The following is a 19,977-nucleotide window of genomic DNA, read 5'->3' as shown; positions in this document are numbered from 1 at the left end:
GTCCGGGGGCGGGTGGTGAGGGTGCCGTCGATGCGGCTGAGCAGCAGCTGCATCGCGGTGACACCGATCTCGTTGGCCGGTTGGGCGACCGCCGTGATGCCCGGGCGGAAGAGATCGGTGTGGGGGAAGGCGTCGAAGGCGGCGAAGGCGAAGTCCTCGGGGGTGGTCAGGCCCAGTCCCTTGGCCGCCGCCAGCACGCCCACCGCCGTCTGGGTGCTGGCTGCGACCACCGCCGACGGCCGCTGCTGACGCAGGACACCGGCCATGCGCTCGCGGGTGTCGTCCGCCCGGCCGCTGCCGGTGACGATCAGGGTGTCGTCGACGTCGATGCCCGCCTCGTCGAGTGCTTCGAGGTAGCCGCGCCGCCGCTCGGAGATGGTGGACACGGCCGTGTCGCCCGCGGCGAGCGCGATCCGCCGGTGGCCGTGCCGTTGCACCAGGTGCAGCACCAGCTCCCGCATGGGTGCGGTGTTCTCTACGCCCACCTGGTCGGCCTTGACCCCGTTGAGGCGGTCGATCAGGACGACCGGGGTGCCCTGGTCGATGACCGCGGTGATCGCCTCCCGGTGAGAGCGGGCGACCGGGGCGATGACCAGGCCGTCGACCCGGCGCTCGGCGAGGACCTCCAGTGCCCGGGCCTCCAGCTCCGCGTCCTCGCCAGAGTTGGCGAGGAGCACGGTCAGGCCGGCGCCCATGGCCTCCCGTTCGACACCGTGGGCCATCGCCGCGAAGGCCGGCTCGGCGACATCCGTCAGGATCAGCCCGATGGAGTCGGTGCGGGAGCGGCGCAGCGCCCGGGCCAGGCTGTCGCGCCGGTACCCGGTGGCTTTGACCGCCTCCTCGACGCGGACGCGGGTCTCGTCCCGGACCGGCCGTGTGCCGTTGATGACGTGCGACACGGTGGACGTGGAGACGCCCGCCATCCGTGCAACGTCGGAGATCGTGGCCACTGCCGCTCGCCGCCTCCTCGTGTCGTCGGACCGATCAGTGATCCGGTCCGTAACTGCATAGCGCCATACGGTCCACCGGTCCATCTGAAGGGGCCGGTTCGCCGTCCGCTCGTTTCACTCACCCGCACGGTTCATCGAAACGATTGCGCAGACCTTCGCACGCCGCGACGCGGGCCGTCAATGACTGTGGCCAGCATCGATCAACCCCTCGCTGGAAACTTCTTCGTCACACGGTATTGACACGCCGGGGCTCGCGAGGCACCTTTCATCGAAACGTTTGCGTCCACGACCGCAGAGCCGCCCCAATGCCGAACATTCGAGCACACCGGACATCCCTGCCGGAACAGACGGCCTGCACCAATACCGAACATCTCTCCGGAGCCCTGCCACCCCCACGCCGGTTCCGCCTCCCCGCCCAGTTCCCGGAAGGCAACAGCACCATGGCGACCTCCCCTCAGCCCGCGTCCCAGACGACGTCGAGACGGCCCTCTGGCATCTCGCGCCGACTCCTGCTCACCGCCACCGCGAGCACCCTGTTCGTCACCGCCACGGCCTGCGGTTCCGCGGTGAACACGGCGGGCGGATCGTCGTCGGACGGCCTGATCACGCTGTCCATGCACAACCCGGACAGCAAGACCCAGGACCCGGCGACCTGGCAGATGGTGCAGGAGTTCAACAAGAAGCACCCCGACATGAAGATCAAGCTGGAGGGCCAGCCGGTCGACCAGCACGAGCAGCGCATGACCATCGCCGCCCAGAGCGGCACGCTGCCGGAGATCTTCTGGGTCTACGACTCGCTCGCGAAGACCATGGTCAAGAGCGACGACCTGCTGGATCTGAGCCCGATCCTCGCCGAGAACGACCTCGAGGCGAAGTTCGCTCCGAGCATGCTCGCCGGCTTCCAGCAGGACGGCGTCCAGTACGGCCTGCCGTACCAGGCGCTGGTCACCGGCTTCTACTACAACAAGGCCATCCTGGACGAACACAGGATCGCCGTCCCGGAGACCTTCGAGGACCTGCTCGCCGCGGTGAAGAAGCTCAAGGCGGCCGGCGTGACGCCGATCGCGCAGGGCGCGAACAACTCCTCGTTCAGCGTCTGGGCGTTTTTGACCATGCTCGACCGCTTCGGCTACGAGGCGAAGTACCAGGACATCCTGTCCGGCAAGGCGAGCTACGACAACGCCGACTTCCTGCGCCTGTACGAGCACGTGGAGGAGCTCGCGAAGGCCGGTGCCTTCCCCTCCAACATGAACACCCAGACCTACGCCCAGGCCGTCGCCTCCTACACGGACGGCAAGGCGGCCTTCCTGGACGCGGGCGTCTGGGAGGCGGCGAAGATCCAGAAGAGCACCGTGGGCAAGGACACCGGCTTCTGGGCCGGGCCCACCTTCTCCGACGGTGTCGGCGAGCAGAAGCTCGTGATGAACGTGCCCTCGGCGCCGTTCGTGGTCAGCGCCAAGGTCAAGGACGACAAGAAGAAGTACGCCGCGGTGAAGGAGTTCATCCAGTTCTACTACAGCGACGCGGGCCAGAAGATCCTCGTCGACAACGCCCAGCCGCCGGTGACGACGTACGAGCCGGACGTCGACGCCGCGAAGAACTCGGTCTTCGCCGCCGTCCTGGCCGAAACCACCAAGCCCGGCTGGAAGAGCCCGAAGGCCCAGCCCGACCTGGTCGTCTCCGCGGCCACCGCGAGCGCCATGTACGACAGCTTCTACGGCGTGATGGGCGGCAGCCTCAGCCCCGAAGAGGCCGTGAAGAACGTCCAGAAGACCATCAAGTAGTCACGCTGCCGGCGCCTGCGTGCCGCACGGGGCGGCGCGCGGGCCCGGACGACGGGAACAGCATGAACTGGCTCACCACGCGCCGGCACTTCACCCTCATGGTCGCGCCGGCCCTGATCATCTACAGCCTGTACATGATCTATCCGATCCTGTACTCGCTCTACTACAGCTTCACCCACTTCGACGGCGTCTCGGCGAACGGCTTCGCGGGCCTCGACAACTACCAGCAGATGGGCCAGGACGACGCGTTCTGGACGTCGATGCGCAACACCGGGATCATCCTCGGCATCGCCCTGTTCCTGCTGATCCCCCTGGGCTTCCTGCTCGCCATCCTGCTCAGCGGCCGGGTGAAGGGCAGCGGCGCGATGCGGGCACTCGTCTTCGCCCCCGCGATCATCGCGCCGATCCTCGTCGGACTGATCTGGATCTTCATCCTGGACCCGAAGATCGGCCTGGTGAACGCCTTCCTGCTGGCGATCGGGGTGCCCGCGCACCCGCAGTGGATCGGCGGCCCCACCCTCAGCCCGTACTCGATCGGCTTCGTCTACCTGTGGCAGCAGATCGGGTTCGTCCTGACCATCTTCTACGCGGGCCTGCGCATGCTGCCCCGTGACGTGATGGAGGCCAGCAGCCTGGACGGCGCCAGCCGCTGGCAGCAGCTGCGGCACATCCAGATCCCGATGATGCGCGAGACGTTCGGCATCGTCACCGCGCTCGTCGTCACCGGCGTCTTCAAGGTCTTCGAACTCGTCTACGCCCTCACCGGCGGCGGACCCGTCCACCTCTCCGAGGTCATGGTCAGCTACATGTACCACATCACCTTCACCACTCAGCAGTACGGCTACGGCATGGCCCTTGCCGTGGTGGTGTTCGTGGTCGGCACCCTCGCCTCCGCGGCCACGTTCCTCGGCAACCGCCGCAAGGGAGAAGTCCGTTGAGCATCGACACCGAGGTCAAGACGCCACTCGCCTCCCGGGCCGCCACCGGCGGGACCGAGAGCAGGCCGCGACGCCGCAGCCGCGGCAGGATCGTGGTCTCGGCGGTCGCCTACCTGATCACCTTCGTGATCCTGTTCCCGCTGCTGTGGATCGTGCTGCTGTCGTTCCAGACCAACGACACCATCCTCAACGACCCGTTCTCGCTGAGCAATCTCACCCTGGCCAACTACCAGCAGGCCCTGGAGACCCTCAACCTGCTGGTGATGTACAAGAACACCCTGATCCTGGCCGTCGTCTCGGTGACGGTCGGGCTGGTCATCTCCTACATGGCCGCCTTCGCGCTCACCCGTATGGTCTTCCGCAGCGGTCGGCGCCGCACGCAGAACACCCTGCGCTTCTACTTCCTGGCCGGCCTCGCCATCCCCGTGTACATCCTGCTGTTCCCGGTGTACCGGCTCGACATCGCCCTCGGCCTGTTCGGCACCTACTTCGCCCTGATCCTGCCGTACGTCGCGGTGACGATCCCCTTCAACATCCTGCTGCTGACCGGCTTCCTGCGGGACTTCCCCGAGGAGATCGAGCAGGCCGCCGTGATGGACGGGGTCGGGCTGTGGCGCATGGCGTGGAAGGTCGTCTTCCCGCTGATGCGGCCGGTCATCGCCACCCTCGCGATCCTCAACGTCATCTACGTCTGGAACGAGTTCCCCTTCGCGGTCACCCTCATCAACGACCCGAACATGACCACCGTCTCCCTCGGCGTCTCCCAGTTCCAGGGCGTCTACAGCGTCAACTACGGCGCCATGATGGCGTCCGCCACCCTCGTCCTGCTGCCGCAGCTGGCGATCTACGCGGGCTTCCAGAAGCAGGTCATCGCGGGCATGACCGCGGGCGCCGTCCGCTGACCCCCGTGCACACCCATCTCACCGGTTCGCGAGGAGCCGTCATGCACCCTGACCAACCACCCGCCCCGTCCCGCCGCACCCTGCTCAGAGGCGCCGCGGCCCTGACCACCGTGGCGTTCCTGACCGCCGCCCCACTGCAGCCGGCCGCCGCTGCCGTACCGGAACGCCCCGGGTCGGCCGAACCCGAGGCCGACCCGCATCCGTCGTACGCCTCGATCGTCGGACTCCTCTGACCTGGCCCCACTCCCCGCGCAGCAACGTTCAACCGGAAGGACACCCCGTGGCCCGCACCGTCTACGACGTCACCACCTTCAACGGCAGCGTCTCCCCGCACAAGGACATCGGCAAGGTGATCAACGAGATCGTCGCCGACATCAAGTCCAAGCAGAAGACCCAGAACACCAGACCCGGCGCCGTCATCTACATCCCGCCGGGCCACTACGACCTGCTCACCCGCGTCGTCATCGACGTCAGCTTCCTGACGATCAAGGGCTCCGGACACGGCTTCCTCTCCCGGGCCATCCACGACGACACCTCCGACACGAGCAAGTGGATCGAGGTGCAGCCCGGCTCCAGCCACATCCGGGTCAAGCACACCGACGGCAACAACGAGGCGTTCCTCGTCCAGCGTTCCGGCGCGCCCGCCGAGGTCGGCCGGCTCAACGGCATCGTCTTCCAGGACTTCTGCATCGACGGCGTGGCGTCCACCAAGCCGTACGTCGAGGGCAACCACAAGATCGGCATCTCGGTCCAGTCGGACAACGACTCGTTCCGCTTCGAGGGGATGGGCTTCGTCTACCTCACCCAGGCCATGGTGGTCCGGGGTGCGGACGCCTGCAGCTTCACCAACAACTTCGTCGCCGAGTGCGGCACGAGCATCTCCCTCACGGGTGCCTCACAGGTCGCCAAGATCACCAACAACTACCTGATCAGCGCCTGGGCGGGCTACTCGGTCTTCGCGGAGAACGCCGAGGGCATCCTCATCTCCGGCAACACCATCCTGTGGGCCTGCAACATCACGCTCATCAACTCCAACCGCTGCAACATCTCCGCCAACAAGCTGCTCAGCAACTTCCCCAGCATGATCGCCCTGACGAACGGCAGCTCGGAGAACCTGATCTCCGGCAACCACTTCCGCCGCGTCCACGGCGACGGCACCAGCACCCGCTACGACGACCTCTACGGGCTCGTCCACATCAACGGCAGCGACAACTCCGTGACCGCCAACCAGTTCTCCTTCTCCGTCCCGGCCGGCAACATCACGCCGTCCGGAGCCGACCCGACGCTCGTCCTCGTCGCCGGTGGCGACCGCAACTACCTGGCCACCAACAACATCAAGGCCAACGTCGGCGTCAAAATCGTCCTCGACTCCTCCACCACCAAGACGAAGCTCCTCTACACCGGCACCAGCGACCAACTCCAGGCGTACACGACCGACTACGCGCTCGTAGCCACGCCCTGAACGGCCGCCCGAGCGCGGGCACGGAGTGCACCGGCAGAGTCTCCGTGTCCGCGCATCTGCATGCGAGACCCCTCACAAGGCCGTCGGACGCTGTTGATCGGGCTTGTCGGCCAAGCCGCCCAGGAGGGCGTTGATGACCCGGTCGGTGGAGGCGGCCATGTCGACGGAGTCGGGGGCGAGGAGCCACTGGATCTGGAGGCCGTCCATGACGGCGATGATGGCGTTGGCCGCGTCTTCGAGGTCGAGGTCGGGGTGCGTCTCGCCGCGTTCGCATGCTTCGGCGAGGGCCTCGGTGACGAAGGTGCGCAGGCCGGCGTAACGGTCGCGGAAGTAGTCCTGGGCGGGGTGGTTTTCGGTGACGCTCTCGGCTGAGAGGACCGCGTACAGCCGGACGATGCCTTCGCGTTCGGTGTTGCGGCGGACGGTGTCGACGAGGTGGCGCAGAAAGGCCAGGCCGCGGGGACGGTCGGGGCCGAGCTGTTCGATGTCGGTGGCGTCGCGCAGGTCCAGGACGCTGGTGAGCAGCTGGGCCTTGGAACGGAAGTAGTGCAGGACGCCGGCCTGGGTGACTCCGGCGCGGTCGGCGATCTCCTGGAGCGAGGCGTTGTTGTAGCCGCGCGCCGCGAAGGTGTCCACGGCGATCTGCAGGATCTCGTGCCGTCGCTGCTGGGCTCTGAGGCTCTTTCCCGCGCGGGGCTGCCGCTGCCCGTTCGGCGTGCTCCCGCTCGTCGTGCGGAGTCTGCTGGGCTGTCTGTCGGTGGTCACCTTCCGATCAAACCGGAGAAAGAACTTACGCACAAGGACTTACTAAGTACTTAGTGAGTGTGCTTTTCTGCTCTCCGTTCCGCCCGCTTCGTGCCGCGCCGCGGCCTGGAAGGACGAGCATGAGCCGCCCTGCCCTCCCCGATGACACCGAACTCCGTGACCGTGTCCGCGACCTGGACCTGGACTCCAAGGTCCGGCTGCTGACCGGCGCCGACCTGTGGAGACTCCCGGCAGAGCCCCGGCTGGGTTTGTCCGCGGTGACGATGTCCGACGGCCCGCAGGGCGTACGGGGGACCGGCGACGACCCGGACGAGACCGGCCTGCTGGCACCCGCGCCGAGTGCGCTGGCAGCGGCCTGGGACACCGAGCTCGCCGAGCGGCTCGGGGAGCTGTTCGCCACGGAGGCCCGCCGCAAGGGCGTCGACGTGGTGCTGGCTCCGGTGGTCAACCTTCAGCGCACCCCGGTCGCGGGGCGGCACTTCGAGTACTTCTCCGAGGACCCCCTGCTCACCGGCACTCTGGCAGCCGCCGTCGTACGCGGCCTGCAGAGCCGGGGTGTGAGCGCGTGCCTCAAGCACTTCGTGGCCAACGACTCCGAGACCGACCGCACCGAGTACCGCGCCCGGCTGGACGAGCGGACGCTCCGGGAGGTCTACCTGGCCCCCTTCGAGCAGGTCCTCGCCGAGGCCGCGCCGTGGAGCGTCATGGCCGCGTACTCGGGTGTCGACGACGGGACCGAGTCCGCGCCGATGACCGAGCACACGCGGCTGGTGCGCGAGGTACTGAAGGGGGAGTGGGGGTATGACGGGCCCGTGGTCAGTGACTGGGCCGCGACCCGGTCCACCGTGGCCTCGGCGGTGGGCGGACTGGATCTGGCGATGCCCGGCCCCGAGCCCCTGTGGGGCCGCCCCCTTGCCGAGGCCGTGCGCGCGGGCGAGGTGGACGAGCAACTCGTCGACGACAAGGTGCTCCGGCTGCTGCGGCTGGCCCGGCGCGTCGGCCGGCTCGACGAGCCGGGGCAGGCTTCCGTCCCGACCCCGCCCCCCGTCCCGGCCGCGCCCACTCCGGAGGAGTTCCGGCTGCTGCGCGAGGTCGCCGCCCGGGGCACGGTGCTGCTCCGCGACGAGGCGGACGTGCTGCCGCTGACCGCGGACGGCGTCCGCAGCGTCGCGCTGATCGGCCCCAACGCCGTCGCGCCGTACCTCCAGGGCGGCGGCAGCGCCTTCGTCCCGGCGGTGCGCACCGTGTCCTACGAGGAAGGGCTGCGCGCCGCGCTCCCCGAGGACGTCCAGCTGACCGTGCACCGGGGCGGCGACGCCCGCCTCCGTCTGCCGTACGCCTCCGCCGAACTGCTCACCGACCCCGGCAGCGGCGCGACGGGCATACGCGCCGACCACCTGGACGCCGACGGCAACCGCGTAGGCGGCGAGGTCCGTGCCACCGGCGACTGGACCACGTACGACGGCTTCGGCCCGGCGATCGCCCGAGTGCTGCTGCGCACGGAGCTGACCCTGACCCAACCGGGCACGCACCGCCTGGAATTCGGCTGCTCAGGGCGGTTCAGCGTGAGCGTCGACGGCGAGGAGGTCCTGGCCGGCGAGGACGACCGGGGAGTGGAGCTGGTGCTGGAGTCCAGCCACAACCACCCGCCCCGGCGGGGGATCGAGATCGAGGCCGGGTCGGAAGGGCGCAAGCTCACCCTCGTCCTGGACCTCACCGTCGTGGACGCCGGTGGCTATGGCCGATTCGTCACGGCCCAGGTCCGGCACGCCCCGCCCGGGCCGACCCCGTACGAGGAGATCGCCGAAGCCGTCGCGGCAGCTCAGGCGGCCGATGTGGCCGTCGTGGTGGTGGGCACCAACGAGGAGGTCGAGTCCGAGGGCTGGGACCGCGCCGGCCTCGACCTGCCCGGCCACCAGAACGACCTGGTCCGCAAGGTGATCGCCGCCAACCCGCGCACCGTCGTGGTCGTCAACGCCGGCGCCCCGGTGCTGCTGCCCTGGGCCGACGAAGCCCCCGCGCTGCTCTGGGGGTGGCTGCCGGGCCAGGAAGCCGGGCACGCGCTCGCCGATGTGCTGCTGGGCCGTACCGAGCCGTCGGGCCGACTGCCGTGGACGCTGCCCGCCCGCGCCGAGGACGTCCCCGTCCCCGACGCCCGCCCCCGCGACGGAATCGTGGACTACGCCGAGGGCGTCCACGTCGGTCACCGGGCCTGGGACCGGGACGGGCTCGTCCCCGCCTTCCCGTTCGGTCACGGTCTGGGCTGGACCCGGTGGACGTACGAGTCCGTGACCCTCTCCCCGACTCCCGTCTCCGCCGCCTCCCCGACCGGCCCCGCAGGCGGAGACGGGCTCAATCTGACCGTGGCACTGACCAACACCGGCCCCCGGGCCGGCCGTGAGGTCGTCCAGGTCTACCTGGAGCCGCCGCAGGACGGCTCCGACCGGCCGGTGCGCCTGCTCGCCGGCTTCGCCACGATCCACGCGGCACCCGGCGAACGCGTCACCGCCGAGGTGCACGTGCCCGCCCGCGCCTTCGAGATCTGGGACGGCGAGACGAGCGCGTGGCACACCCCGCCCGGCCGCTACCGCCTGCATGTCGGACGGTCCAGCCGCGATCCGCATCTCACCGCCGAAGTGACCGTCGACGACGGCCGCCCTCATCAGCACGACCGCAAGGAGCCGCAATCATGAGCATCCCCCGTCCCGCCACCAGAACCCTTCAGATCGCCTGCGCCACCGTGGCGGCGGCCCTGCTGGCCACCGGCTGCGGCCGCAGCGACGACTCCTCGGCCGCCGACAACGCCCCGGCGAAGATCGGCAGCGGCAAGGCCAAGGGCAAGCTGGTCATGTGGTCCATGGGCGACAAGGCCGACAAGGACCTGCAGGGCCTGGCGAAGAAGTTCGAGCAGCAGAACCCGGACGTGACGGTCCAGATCACCGCGGTGCCGTGGGACGCCGCGCACGAGAAGCTCACGACCTCGATCGCCGGGGGCAACACCCCGGACATGTCCCTGATCGGCTCCACCTGGATGGCCGAGATGGCCTCTATGAAGGGCTTCCAGGCCACCCCGGCCTCGTTCGAGGAGTCCGCCTTCTTCCCCGGCCAGTGGGACACCACGAAGTACAAGGACACCTCCTACGGTGTCCCGTTCACCGCCGACACCTCGGTGATCTACTACCGGAGCGACATCACCACCCAGGCCGGCATCAAGGGCGCTCCCGCCGGTGACTGGGACGGCTACCTGAAGGACCTCAAGGCCATCCAGGCCACCGCGGGCAAGCAGAACCCCAAGCTGCGCAACGCCACCCAGCTCCAGGTCGGCTTCAACTCCTGGCTGTTCTGGCTGCCGATGGTCTGGCAGCAGGGCGGCGACATCTACGACGCCGGCGCGAAGAAGTTCACGTTCGACAAGCCCGCGGTCACCAAGGCCCTGGAGTACTACAGCGGCGTCTTCAAGGACAAGCTGACGCCGAACGACAAGACCGACGCCCGCCAGAACATCCAGAACGGGCTGATCAGTACCGTTCAGCAGGGCGCCAGCACCGGCGGGGACCTCCACAAGAACGCCCCCGACCTGGACAGCAAGTGGCAGACCATGCCGCTGCCGAAGGGCACACAGGCGGCCGGGCTGGCCGGCGGCAGCGATCTGGCGGTCTTCAAGGACGCCAAGAACGCCGACGCGGCCTGGAAGTTCGTCCAGTTCCTCACCGAGCCGAAGAACCTCGCCGAGTACGGGGAGGCGTCCGGCAACCTGCCCGCCGCCGTGGGGTCCTGGTCGCAGGGCGAGCTGAGCCAGAACCCGAAGATGGCCGCCTTCGAGACCCAGCTGAAGGTCACCAAGGCGCCGCCGGCCATCACCACCTGGCAGCAGATCGCCGATGCCATCGACTCCGAACTGGAGAAGCTCGCCTACGGCAAGGCCACCGTCGCCGACGTGCAGAAGGCCCTGCAGTCCAAGGCCACCAGCATCGGCACCGGCCGCTGAGCGCCGACACCCGCATCCCTCGTACGGACGGATGACCACGATGCCCACGACCACTCTCGCGGGGCACGGCACCCAGGAGGGGGACACCGCCGGCAAGCAGCCGGCGGCCACTCCCTCGCGGCGGCGCAGCACCGCGCGAGGCCGCCAGACCCGCGCCGCCTGGGTCCTCGCCGCCCCGTTCCTCGCCCTGTTCCTCGCCTTCATGCTGCTGCCGGTCGTCTGGTCGACGCTGATGAGCCTGACCGACACCCAGAGCGCCGACCTGCGCACGCCGTTGAACGTGGCGTTCACCGGCTTCGACAACTACGTACGGCTCTTCGAGGACCCGCAGTTCTACACCGCCCTGCGCAACACCGGTGTGTTCGTCCTGGTGTCCCTGCCCCTGACACTGGCCGCCGGGCTCGCCGCGGCGGTCGCCCTCGACAGCGGCATCCGCCGTTTCCGCGCCCTCTTCCGGGTCGGCTTCTACCTTCCGGTGATCACCAGCATCGTGGCCGTCGCCGTGGTGTGGAAGACCCTCCTCGAACCCCACGCCGGTCTGGTGAACACCGTCCTCGCCTGGTTCGGGATCGACGGCCCGGCCTGGCTTGCCGACACGCGGTTCGCCCTGCCCGTCATGATCCTCATGGCCGTGTGGCGCAATCTCGGCACGGTCATGATCATCATGCTGGCGGGTCTGCAGTCCGTGCCCCAGTCGCTGATGGAGGCGGCCGAACTCGACGGCGCCGGAGCCTGGCAGCGGTTCTGGCGGGTCACCTTCCCACTGCTGCGCCCCGCCCTGCTCCTCACCGCCGTCACCACCGGCATCGGCTATCTGCAGTTCTTCGACGAACCCTTCGTCATGACCGACGGCGGCCCGCTGGACTCCACCCTGTCGGCCACGCTGTACGCCTACAAGCAGTTCGGCAACGGCAACTACGGCGTCGCCTCGGCCGCCGGCTATGTCGTCTTCGTCCTGATCATCGCCCTGACCGTGCTGCAGTTCCGCATGCTGCGGGACAAGGACTGATGCCCGTGACCACCACCACGATCGACACCGCCAAGGTGCTACGACGCCGCCGCATCCGCCAGGAGTGGGGCCGCCCCTGGCTCTACCTGCCGCTCAGCGGCCTGCTGCTGCTCATGGTCACGCCGTTCCTGTGGATGCTGTCCAGCGCGTTCAAGTCCGAGGGCGACATCCGCAGAATCCCGCCGGACCTGATCCCCACCAGCCCCACGCTCGAGAACTACCGCGAACTCTTCAGCAGCCTCGACTTCACCACGATGTTCGCCAACTCCGTGATCGTCGCCCTGGCCGTCACCGCCGGGAACCTGATCTTCTGCTCCATGCTCGGCTACGCCCTCGCCAAGCTCGAATTCCGCGGACAACGCGCGGTGTTCGGCCTGGTCATGGCCACGCTGATGGTGCCGGGCCTGGTCACCTTCGTACCGCTGTACGTGCTTGTGGCCAACATGAAGCTGACCGGCTCCCTGCTCGGGCTGATCCTGCCGTTCCTGGCCACCCCGTTCGGGGTGTTCCTGATGCGGCAGTTCATCTCCACCCTGCCCGACGAGCTGATCGACGCCGCCCGTGTCGACGGCTGCCGTGAGCTGGCCATCTTCTGGAAGATCATTCTCCCGCTGACCCGGCCCGCCCTCGCCACGCTGGGGATCATCACCTTCCTAGGCTCCTGGAACAACTTCCTGTGGCCGCTGGTCGTCGCCCAGAACGAGAGCCAGTACACCCTCCCCGTGGGCCTCGCCCTGGCCAGCAGCGGACAGGACTTCACCCGCTTCGGCATCCTGCTCGCCGGCGCCGTCGTCGTCCTGCTCCCGGTGACCATCGTCTTCCTCCTCTTCCAGCGCCACTTCGTCGCCGGCATTGCCACGACCGGTCTGAAGTGACCCCAGCTCCGGCGCCCTTACCCGGGCCCCACGCGCCGGTTTCGCACCACCCCTGTCATGCACGCGCGCCGCCGTGCACGGCCGTCATGCAAGGAGCCGCACCATGCGAACCACCACCCGGCAACGGCGCCGGACAGCCCTGACCACCACCGTCGCCGCCCTGCTCGCGACCCTCCCGGCGCTCCCGGCCGCCACCCCGGCCTCCGCCAGTACCGCCTTCGGCAAGGCATCGGTGTGGCTGACCAACCCCTCCACCGGCACCTACCTGTCCAAGCAGGCGCCGGTTACCTGGAAGACCGGCTCGGCCTCCTCGGGGCCCTCGACCATCACGGTCGACACCACCCGCAAGTACCAGCAGATGACCGGCTTCGGGGCTTCCTTCACCGACTCCTCCGCGTGGCTGGTCGGCACCAAGCTCAGCACCAAGCAGCGCAACGCCCTGATGCGCGACCTGTTCAGCCGCAAGGACGGCATCGGCCTGAGCTTCCTGCGCCAGCCCATGGGCGCCACCGACTTCACCGTCAACGGCAACTACTCCTATGACGACATGCCGGCCGGCGAGAGCGACCCCACGCTGGCCGACTTCTCCATCGACCACGACCGGTCGTACACCATCCCGCTGCTGAAGCAGGCCCGGAAGCTCAACCCGCAGCTGACCGTCATGGCCACCCCGTGGAGCCCGCCCGGGTGGATGAAGACCGGCGACACGATGAACGGCGGCCAGATCAGGCCCGCCGCCTACCAGCAACTCGCCGACTACTTCGCCAAGTTCCTCAAGGCCTACAAGGCGGCAGGGGTCCCGGTCCGCTACGTCACCCCGCAGAACGAGCCGTTGCACGACACGTCCGCCTACCCGAGCGCGAGCCTGACGGCGGACCAGGCCAAGACCTTCATCAACGACCATCTCGCCCCCACCCTGCGCAAGCAGCACCTGTCCACCGGCATCCTGGGCTACGACCACAACTGGGACGTCACCAGCTACCCCGAGTCCCTGTACACCGACACGGCGAGCGCGAAGAACGTCGCCGGTACGGCCTGGCACTGCTACGCCGGCGAGGTCTCGGCGCAGTCCGTCGTCCACAACGACTACCCGAACAAGCCCGCCTTCCAGAGCGAGTGCTCGGGCGGCAGCTGGGAGGGCACCGACGCGGGCGCCACCTTCGCCGGAACGATGGACAACATCATCAACGGCCCGCGGAACTGGGCGAAGAGCATCATCCGCTGGAACATCGCCCTCGACGGCGCCGGCGGCCCCACCAACAACGGCTGCCAGGGCTGCCGCCCGGTGGTGACCGTCTCCCGGAACGCCGACGGCACCTACGCGTACAAGCCGACGGCCGACTACTGGGGCCTGGCCCAGGCCAGCAAGTTCGTCCAGCCCGGCGCCCACCGCGTCGCCTCCAACAGCTTCGGCAAGGGCGACCTCGAGGACGTCGCCTTCACCAACCCCGACGGCTCCACCGCGCTGATCACCTACAACTCCAGCACCACCAAGCGCACCTTCACCGTCCGCTGGGGCAACCGCACCTTCACCTACGCGCTCGCTGCCGGAGCAGCCGCCACCTTCACCTGGACCGGCACCCAGCACGGCAGCACCGATCCGTCCGCCATCGGCTCGGTCGACATCCCCTTCCGTAACGCCGACGGAACCCAGGCCCTGATCAGCTACGACAGCGGCCTGCTCGCCCAGCAGCCCCAGGTACGCGTAGGCCACCAGTGGCTCGGCCACACCCTGCCCACCGGCGCCTCCTTCACCCCGCCCACCGGCGAGAGCGCCCTGTCCCGCGACGGCTGGCAGGCGACAGCCTCCGCGAGCAGCTCGGACGACCCGCCGTCCAAGGCCATCGACGGCGACGCGTCCACCCGCTGGAGCCTGGGCCACGGCATGCAGTCGGGGGACTGGTTCCAGCTCGACCTCGGCTTCACCCGGACCTTCGACCAGCTCGTCCTGGACAGCACCGCCTCCTCCGGCGACTTCGTCCGCCGGTACGAGGTGTACACCTCCGACGACGGCACCACCTGGGGCAAGCCGATCGCCACCGGTCCCGGCAGCACCGTGACCCGCATCCAGCTGCCCACGACCACCGCCCGCTACATCCGGGTGGTCAACAAGGCCGACTCGGGCAGCTGGTGGTCCATCCACGACGTCTCCGTCCTCGCCCCCGACGGCAAGGCCACCTCAAGCGCGAGCGCGACCAAGGGGGTCCAGCGCAAGAGCGCGGCACTGCCCGACGGCACCCGACTGACAGCCGTCTACAACCCCGGCCCGCGCACGGCCACGTTCGACGTCCCGTGGGGCGGCACGACGTACAGCTACCGCCTGCCCGTCGGTGCCGCCGCGATCTTCACCACGCGTTCGGCCTGAACCCGAACCCCAGCCCCCACAACTCCCCCTCGTGGTCCGGGTCATACACCGCGACACCGCTCTGCGAGCCGCATGGCAGGCCCGTGTGACCCAGCCACGCATACCACCCCGAGGAGGTGGCGTTTCGATGAAGGAAATGGAATACGGCGAGACCGTAGGCGACACAGGAATGAGGCTCGGTACCCCGCGCCGCAGGTCGACCTGGGCCCGTTTCACGGGCGCGGCGACATCCGTCGTGTCAGCGGCATCCGTGGTGCTCAGTCCGGGTGACCGTGCCAGAGTCGGCGTTCCGGGCCGCTTCCGGACCACACAGTCCACGATGCCGTCGGCGACCGTCGGACCACGTGCCCGCACACGTACCACCAGGAGGACGGCGTCCGTCGGGCTGGCCCTGGCCGGCCTCCTCCTGGGCACGGCAGTCGTGCCCGCCTCGTCCACGCCCGAACCGGACAGGACCGGCGGCGACGACGGCTGGGTGCTGAGCACGACCGACACCTCGAAGAACTACGCCCCCACCTTCGTCGGCAACGGCTACCTCGCCGCGCGGGTGCCCGCGGCGGGCCACGGATTCAGCAGCACGCCCATCACCACCCAGTCCCAGCTGGCCGGCTTCTACGGCGCTCCCTGGGAAGGGGCCGAGGAACGGGCCGGCCTGCCGAGTTGGACCACGCTCGGGTTCGGCGGCAGTGGCAGCGGCGGTGTCTACGGCATCGGCAGCTGGTCCTGCGGATTCAAGCAGCTGTGCCCGGCCGCGTACGGGAAGATCTCCGGCGGCGCGTTCGTCGAGAACTCCCACCCGGGCGGGATCGTGGGCGGCTACCTGGCCGGCCTGAACAACGGCGGCACCCCGACGGTCGGCGGCGGGGGCGTCGTTCCGATCCGTGACGCGCCGGCCGGCAAGGCCACGCTCGCCATCCGGTACGCGAACGGGAGCGGCGACCCGCAGACCGTCCACCTCGGTGTCAACGGCACGCTCCAGCAACTGACCCTGCCCAGCACGGGCAGTTGGGACGACTGGTCGGTGCTGACCCTGCCGGTGACGCTGACGGCGGGTGACAACACACTCGAGATCACCGTCAAGGAGGGTGACACGGCTCGGGTGAACGTCGACTACCTCGCGGCGTACCCGGACGGCGCACAGCCTCCCACCGACATCGCCCCCGACACGGTCGGCACCACCAGCAAGTACCGGCAGTCGCTGGACCTGCGCACCGGCGTGCTGAGCACGTCGTTCGACTGGACCTCGCCCGCGGGCGACAGGACCAGCTTCGCCTACGAGGTCAACGCCAACCGCGCGGAGGGCCACCTGGGCACGGTGAGCGTCCGGGCCGTACCGCACTGGAGCGGAAAAGCCACCGTCGTGGACGAGTTCGACGGCCGGGGCCTCCACCGCGCCTCCACCACCAAGCCGCGGGTGGACAGCAAGAAGGCGACCCTCTCGCAGACCGTCGTCACCGACGGAAAGCTCGCCACCGCCGGGCTCAACTCGGTACTGCGCGTCAACGACAAGGCCGTGCCGACCAAGGCGATGGACGAACCCGACGGCGGCGCCGCACAGAGCGCCGTGTTCCCGGTCCGTGCCGGTCAGACGTACCGGATCACCAAGTACGTGGGCATCGCTTCCAGTGTCGACACCGACCGGTCGCTCAAGGCCGCGACCCCGCAGCAGGCCGCAGCGAGTACCGCCGCCCGCGCCGCCAAGGCCGGCTACCAGCAGCTGCTCGCCCGCAACAACAAGGAATGGTCACGGCTGTGGCAGTCGAACATCTCGATCCCCGGTGACAGCGCCATGACCGCGCAGATCCACGCGTCCATGTTCTACCTGCTCGCGAGCATGCGCGCCGGCGTCACCTGGAGCACCAGCCCGGGCGGGCTGTCCTCGGACGGCTACAGCGGTCACGTCTTCTGGGACATGGAGACCTGGATGTACCCGGCACTGCTCGCCCAGTACCCCGACATCGCCAACGAGGCGAACACCTACCGGCAGAAGCTGCTGCCCGGGGCCAAGGCGAACGCCGCCAAGCTGTCCACGCCCAGCCAGCCGATCAAGGGCGCCAAGTTCGCCTGGGAGAGCGCGCTGACCGGCAAGGAGACCGCCCCCGACCCCTGGGGCACGTACGAGATCCACATCAACTCCGACATCGCCCTGGCGCAGTGGCAGTACTACCAGGCGAGCGGCGACAAGGCGTGGCTGCGGGACAAGGCATGGCCGGTGCTGAAGGGCATCGCCGAGTACTGGGCCACCCGCGCCGTACCCAGCCCCTCCGGCGGCTACGACATCAACGACGTCATGGGCCCGGACGAGTACCACTATCCCGTCGACAACAGCGTGACCACCAACGCCAGTGCGCAGGAGGCACTGCGTATCGCGATCCGCGCCGCCGAACTCGTCGGTCGGACAGCCGACCCGGCGTGGAAGAAGGTCGCCGACGGACTGAAGATCCCGGTCGACACCGAGAAGAACATCCACCCCGAGTTCGACGGCTACGACGGGCAGACCGTCAAGCAGGCCGACGTCACCCTGCTGCAGTACCCCTGGGCCGTACCGATGTCACCCGGCCTGGCCCAGAACGACCTCGACTACTACAAGGAGCACACCGACCCGGGCGGCCCGTCCATGACGGACGCGATCGCCGCCATCAACGGCGCGGCCCTCGGCTCGCCGGGCTGCCAGGTCTACGACTACCTGCGCAACAGCGCGGAGCCGTACCAGGCGGCACCGTTCAACCAGTGGTACGAGACCCGCAACGGCGGAGCATTCAACTTCACCACCGGCCAGGGCGGCTACCTGCAGGAATTCCTCTACGGGTTCACCGGGATGCGCTGGGGAACCGACGCCGTCACCATCGACCCCTTCCTGCCGCCGCAGCTGCCGGGCGTCGACATCACGAAGGTGAAGTGGCAGGGGCGTACCTTCGACCTGTCCGTCGGCCAGAAGACGACGAAGCTGACCCTGCGCTCCGGTAAACCGCTTCCCGTGCGCGTCGGCATCGGCAGCGACGACATACGCAAGGTCAAGCCCGGCACGTCACTGCAGGTGCCCACCAGGCACCCGGCAGGCGACGCGACGCAATGCGACTCGTAGACAGGACAAGCGCGGATCCAACCCACCCGCGATCCCCGTGACCGCCGGCCCGGTCTGTAAGTCAGGGCAGACCGGGCCGGCCCGGCGGCCGGCCGCATCCGGGGTGGTTCGCGAACTGGTCACCATCCAGGACAGCCCCGTGCGACGAGCGACAGGTGATCGCCCGTGTTCCCACGAGAACTGTCGGCGACCGGCTCACCTGATTCTCCGCACACCTGACCGCTTCCGGCGGCCGCCTTCGCAGTCGATGGCGGCCGCCGCCTGCGGCCGGGGGCAGCCGACCGCTGAGGACCGCTCCCAGCAAGGCACGGGCAGCCACGGGACGGCCTCGACCACCCACGCTCCCACCCCTTCCGCCCCCTCTCGTTCCTCACAGTCCGTTCAGCAAGGAGTCCTGCCCGTGCGCACCCCCAGAACCCCGCAGACTGCCTGCGCCACCATCGCCGTGGCTTTGCTGGTCGCCGGCTGCAGCCGGAGCGACTACGCCACGAACGCCAACGCCCCTGCGAGGAGCACCAGCGACAGCGGTGAGGGCAAGCTGGTCATGTGGTACGTGGGTGACAAGGCCGACAAGGACCTTGAGAGCCTGGCGAAGGAGTTCGAGCAGCAGAACCCGGGCGTGACGGTGCGGATCACCACCGTGCCGTGGGACGCCGCGCACGAGAAGCTGATCACCGCGATCGCCGACGGCAACACCCCCGACCTGTCCCTGGTCGACTCCGGTTGGATGACGGAGCTGGCCGCGACGAACGGCTTGCGGGCCACTCCGGCCTCGATCAGGCCGTGGATGTTCTTCCCAGGATCGTGGGACACCACGACGTACAAGAACACTTCCTACGGGGTCCCGTTCATCGCCGAGACCTCGGTGATCCACTACCGCACCGACATCACGGCGAAGGCCGGCATCAAGGGCGCCCCGGCCAGGGACTGGGCCGGTCACCTGAAGGACCTGAAGGCCATCCAGGCCACCGCGGGCAAGCAGAACCCCAAGCTGCGCCATGCCACCCAGGTGCAGACCGGCCGCAACTCCTGGCTGTTCTGGCTGCCGATGGTGTGGCAGCAGGGTGGGAACATCTACGACGCCACCGCCAGGAAGTTCACCTTCGACTCACCCGCGGTGACCGAGTCGCTGGAGTACTACAGCGCATTTTTCAAGGACGGTCTGTCCCCGAAAGACGAGACGGACTCCGGGCAGAACTTCCCGAACGGGCTGATCGGCACCGTGCAGCGGGGCGCCGCCGGCACCGGCGGCGACTTCCACCTCGACGCCCCCGCGCCGGACAGCAAGTGGCAGACCATGCCCCTGCCGAAGGGCGAGCAGGCCGCCGGCCTGGCCACGGGGAGCGACCTCGCGGTCTTCAAGGACGCCCGGAACCCGGACGCAGCGTGGAAGTTCGTCAGGTACCTCATCGATGTCGACAACATCGCCGCCTACGCAGACGCCTCCGGCAACCTGCCCGCCGTAGCCGGCGCCTGGTACGAGGCGAAGCAGGGTGACGACCCCAGGTTGGCAGCCTTCCACACCCAACTGCAGGCCACTAGCGGCCCGCCGGCCATCACCACCTGGCACCAGATCGCCGACGTGATCGACAGCGAACTGGAGAAGCTCGCCGACGGCAAGGCCACGATTGCCCAAACGCAGCAGGCCCTGCAAGCCAAGGCCACCAGCATTGGCACTGGCCGCTGAATCCACAGCGTGTGTATTCCTCGTACGGACGTTCTATGGAATCGGTTTGGTCAACCATCGTCAGGGGCGCAGCCCCGCTCTTCGAGGGGCGCGGGGAACTGCGCGAGAAGCCCCACGCACCCGCACCCGCACCCGCCCACGAACCGGCACCCCCCGAGCTCCAAGCG

At 68.8% G+C, this 19,977-nt stretch carries 14 protein-coding genes; 12 read left to right on the top strand and 2 right to left on the bottom strand.

What is annotated here, in order from left to right; translation table 11 throughout:
* On the bottom strand, positions 1-950 hold a 950-nt coding region (locus P1P70_RS21055), incomplete at its 3' end, for a LacI family DNA-binding transcriptional regulator (protein WP_319240053.1).
* 440 nt (positions 951-1,390) lie between these two features.
* Here P1P70_RS21055 and P1P70_RS21050 point away from each other — a divergent pair.
* The 5 genes from P1P70_RS21050 (at position 1,391) to P1P70_RS21030 (ending at position 6,036) form a co-directional block, all read left to right on the top strand.
* On the top strand, positions 1,391-2,734 hold the full coding sequence (locus P1P70_RS21050) for an ABC transporter substrate-binding protein (protein ID WP_319240051.1): 1,344 nt from the start codon (positions 1,391-1,393) through the stop codon (positions 2,732-2,734).
* Positions 2,735-2,796: 62 nt separating this feature from the next.
* A complete protein-coding gene (locus tag P1P70_RS21045) occupies positions 2,797-3,672 on the top strand; it encodes a sugar ABC transporter permease (protein WP_319240049.1) in 876 nt (291 codons plus the stop codon).
* A complete protein-coding gene (locus tag P1P70_RS21040; RefSeq protein WP_319240047.1) occupies positions 3,669-4,574 on the top strand; it encodes a carbohydrate ABC transporter permease in 906 nt (301 codons plus the stop codon). The genes P1P70_RS21045 and P1P70_RS21040 overlap by 4 nt, the downstream gene beginning before the upstream one ends.
* 41 nt (positions 4,575-4,615) lie before the next feature.
* The gene (locus P1P70_RS21035) at positions 4,616-4,807 is read left to right on the top strand and encodes a hypothetical protein (RefSeq protein ID WP_319240045.1); all 192 of its coding nucleotides are present in this window, start codon (positions 4,616-4,618) and stop codon (positions 4,805-4,807) included.
* 47 nt (positions 4,808-4,854) lie between these two features.
* Positions 4,855-6,036 carry a NosD domain-containing protein gene (locus P1P70_RS21030; protein WP_319240043.1) on the top strand — a complete coding sequence of 394 codons (1,182 nt, stop codon included), beginning with the start codon at positions 4,855-4,857 and terminating at the stop codon, positions 6,034-6,036.
* A gap of 72 nt (positions 6,037-6,108) precedes the next feature.
* On the opposite strand, the gene P1P70_RS21025 is transcribed toward P1P70_RS21030, so the two are convergent.
* The gene (locus tag P1P70_RS21025) at positions 6,109-6,684 is read right to left on the bottom strand and encodes a TetR family transcriptional regulator (RefSeq protein ID WP_413471505.1); all 576 of its coding nucleotides are present in this window, start codon (positions 6,682-6,684) and stop codon (positions 6,109-6,111) included.
* A 236-nt stretch (positions 6,685-6,920) separates the two neighbouring features.
* Here P1P70_RS21025 and P1P70_RS21020 point away from each other — a divergent pair, with 236 nt between their 5' ends.
* The 7 genes from P1P70_RS21020 to P1P70_RS20990 all read left to right on the top strand — a co-directional run bounded on the left by P1P70_RS21020 (position 6,921) and on the right by P1P70_RS20990 (position 19,810).
* Positions 6,921-9,494 (top strand): beta-glucosidase, encoded by a 2,574-nt coding sequence (locus tag P1P70_RS21020; RefSeq protein WP_319240041.1) that lies wholly within the window; start codon positions 6,921-6,923, stop codon positions 9,492-9,494.
* Positions 9,491-10,789 (top strand): extracellular solute-binding protein, encoded by a 1,299-nt coding sequence (locus P1P70_RS21015; protein ID WP_319240039.1) that lies wholly within the window; start codon positions 9,491-9,493, stop codon positions 10,787-10,789. Before P1P70_RS21020 ends, P1P70_RS21015 begins: the two co-directional genes overlap by 4 nt.
* A gap of 40 nt (positions 10,790-10,829) precedes the next feature.
* Positions 10,830-11,798, top strand: a complete 969-nt coding sequence (locus tag P1P70_RS21010) for a sugar ABC transporter permease (RefSeq protein WP_319240037.1) — start codon at positions 10,830-10,832, stop codon at positions 11,796-11,798.
* Positions 11,798-12,673, top strand: coding sequence for a carbohydrate ABC transporter permease (locus tag P1P70_RS21005; protein ID WP_319240035.1), 876 nt, complete (start codon positions 11,798-11,800; stop codon positions 12,671-12,673). Before P1P70_RS21010 ends, P1P70_RS21005 begins: the two co-directional genes overlap by 1 nt.
* 103 nt (positions 12,674-12,776) lie before the next feature.
* Positions 12,777-15,038 carry a discoidin domain-containing protein gene (locus tag P1P70_RS21000; RefSeq protein WP_319240033.1) on the top strand — a complete coding sequence of 754 codons (2,262 nt, stop codon included), beginning with the start codon at positions 12,777-12,779 and terminating at the stop codon, positions 15,036-15,038.
* A gap of 319 nt (positions 15,039-15,357) precedes the next feature.
* The gene (locus tag P1P70_RS20995) at positions 15,358-18,123 is read left to right on the top strand and encodes a glycosyl hydrolase family 65 protein (protein WP_319240031.1); all 2,766 of its coding nucleotides are present in this window, start codon (positions 15,358-15,360) and stop codon (positions 18,121-18,123) included.
* A 400-nt stretch (positions 18,124-18,523) separates the two neighbouring features.
* Positions 18,524-19,810 (top strand): extracellular solute-binding protein, encoded by a 1,287-nt coding sequence (locus P1P70_RS20990; protein WP_319240029.1) that lies wholly within the window; start codon positions 18,524-18,526, stop codon positions 19,808-19,810.
* Positions 19,811-19,977 lie beyond the last annotated feature (167 nt).

This window comes from Streptomyces sp. MB09-02B (assembly GCF_033794485.1).
In the GTDB taxonomy this organism is placed as follows: domain Bacteria; phylum Actinomycetota; class Actinomycetes; order Streptomycetales; family Streptomycetaceae; genus Streptomyces.
Note: the sequence above shows the minus strand (reverse complement) of the source record. Positions and strands in the feature narration are given on the sequence as shown.

Excerpts from the sequence above, each read along its gene's own strand:
- P1P70_RS21000 (WP_319240033.1), top strand. The coding sequence starts at position 12,777 with ATGCGAACCACCACCCGGCAACGGCGCCGGACAGCCCTGACCACCACC.
- P1P70_RS21045 (WP_319240049.1), top strand. The coding sequence starts at position 2,797 with ATGAACTGGCTCACCACGCGCCGGCACTTCACCCTCATGGTCGCGCCG.
- P1P70_RS20995 (WP_319240031.1), top strand. The coding sequence starts at position 15,358 with ATGCCGTCGGCGACCGTCGGACCACGTGCCCGCACACGTACCACCAGG.
- P1P70_RS21035 (WP_319240045.1), top strand. The coding sequence starts at position 4,616 with ATGCACCCTGACCAACCACCCGCCCCGTCCCGCCGCACCCTGCTCAGA.
- P1P70_RS21020 (WP_319240041.1), top strand. The coding sequence starts at position 6,921 with ATGAGCCGCCCTGCCCTCCCCGATGACACCGAACTCCGTGACCGTGTC.
- P1P70_RS21005 (WP_319240035.1), top strand. The coding sequence starts at position 11,798 with ATGCCCGTGACCACCACCACGATCGACACCGCCAAGGTGCTACGACGC.
- P1P70_RS21010 (WP_319240037.1), top strand. The coding sequence starts at position 10,830 with ATGCCCACGACCACTCTCGCGGGGCACGGCACCCAGGAGGGGGACACC.
- P1P70_RS21050 (WP_319240051.1), top strand. The coding sequence starts at position 1,391 with ATGGCGACCTCCCCTCAGCCCGCGTCCCAGACGACGTCGAGACGGCCC.
- P1P70_RS21015 (WP_319240039.1), top strand. The coding sequence starts at position 9,491 with ATGAGCATCCCCCGTCCCGCCACCAGAACCCTTCAGATCGCCTGCGCC.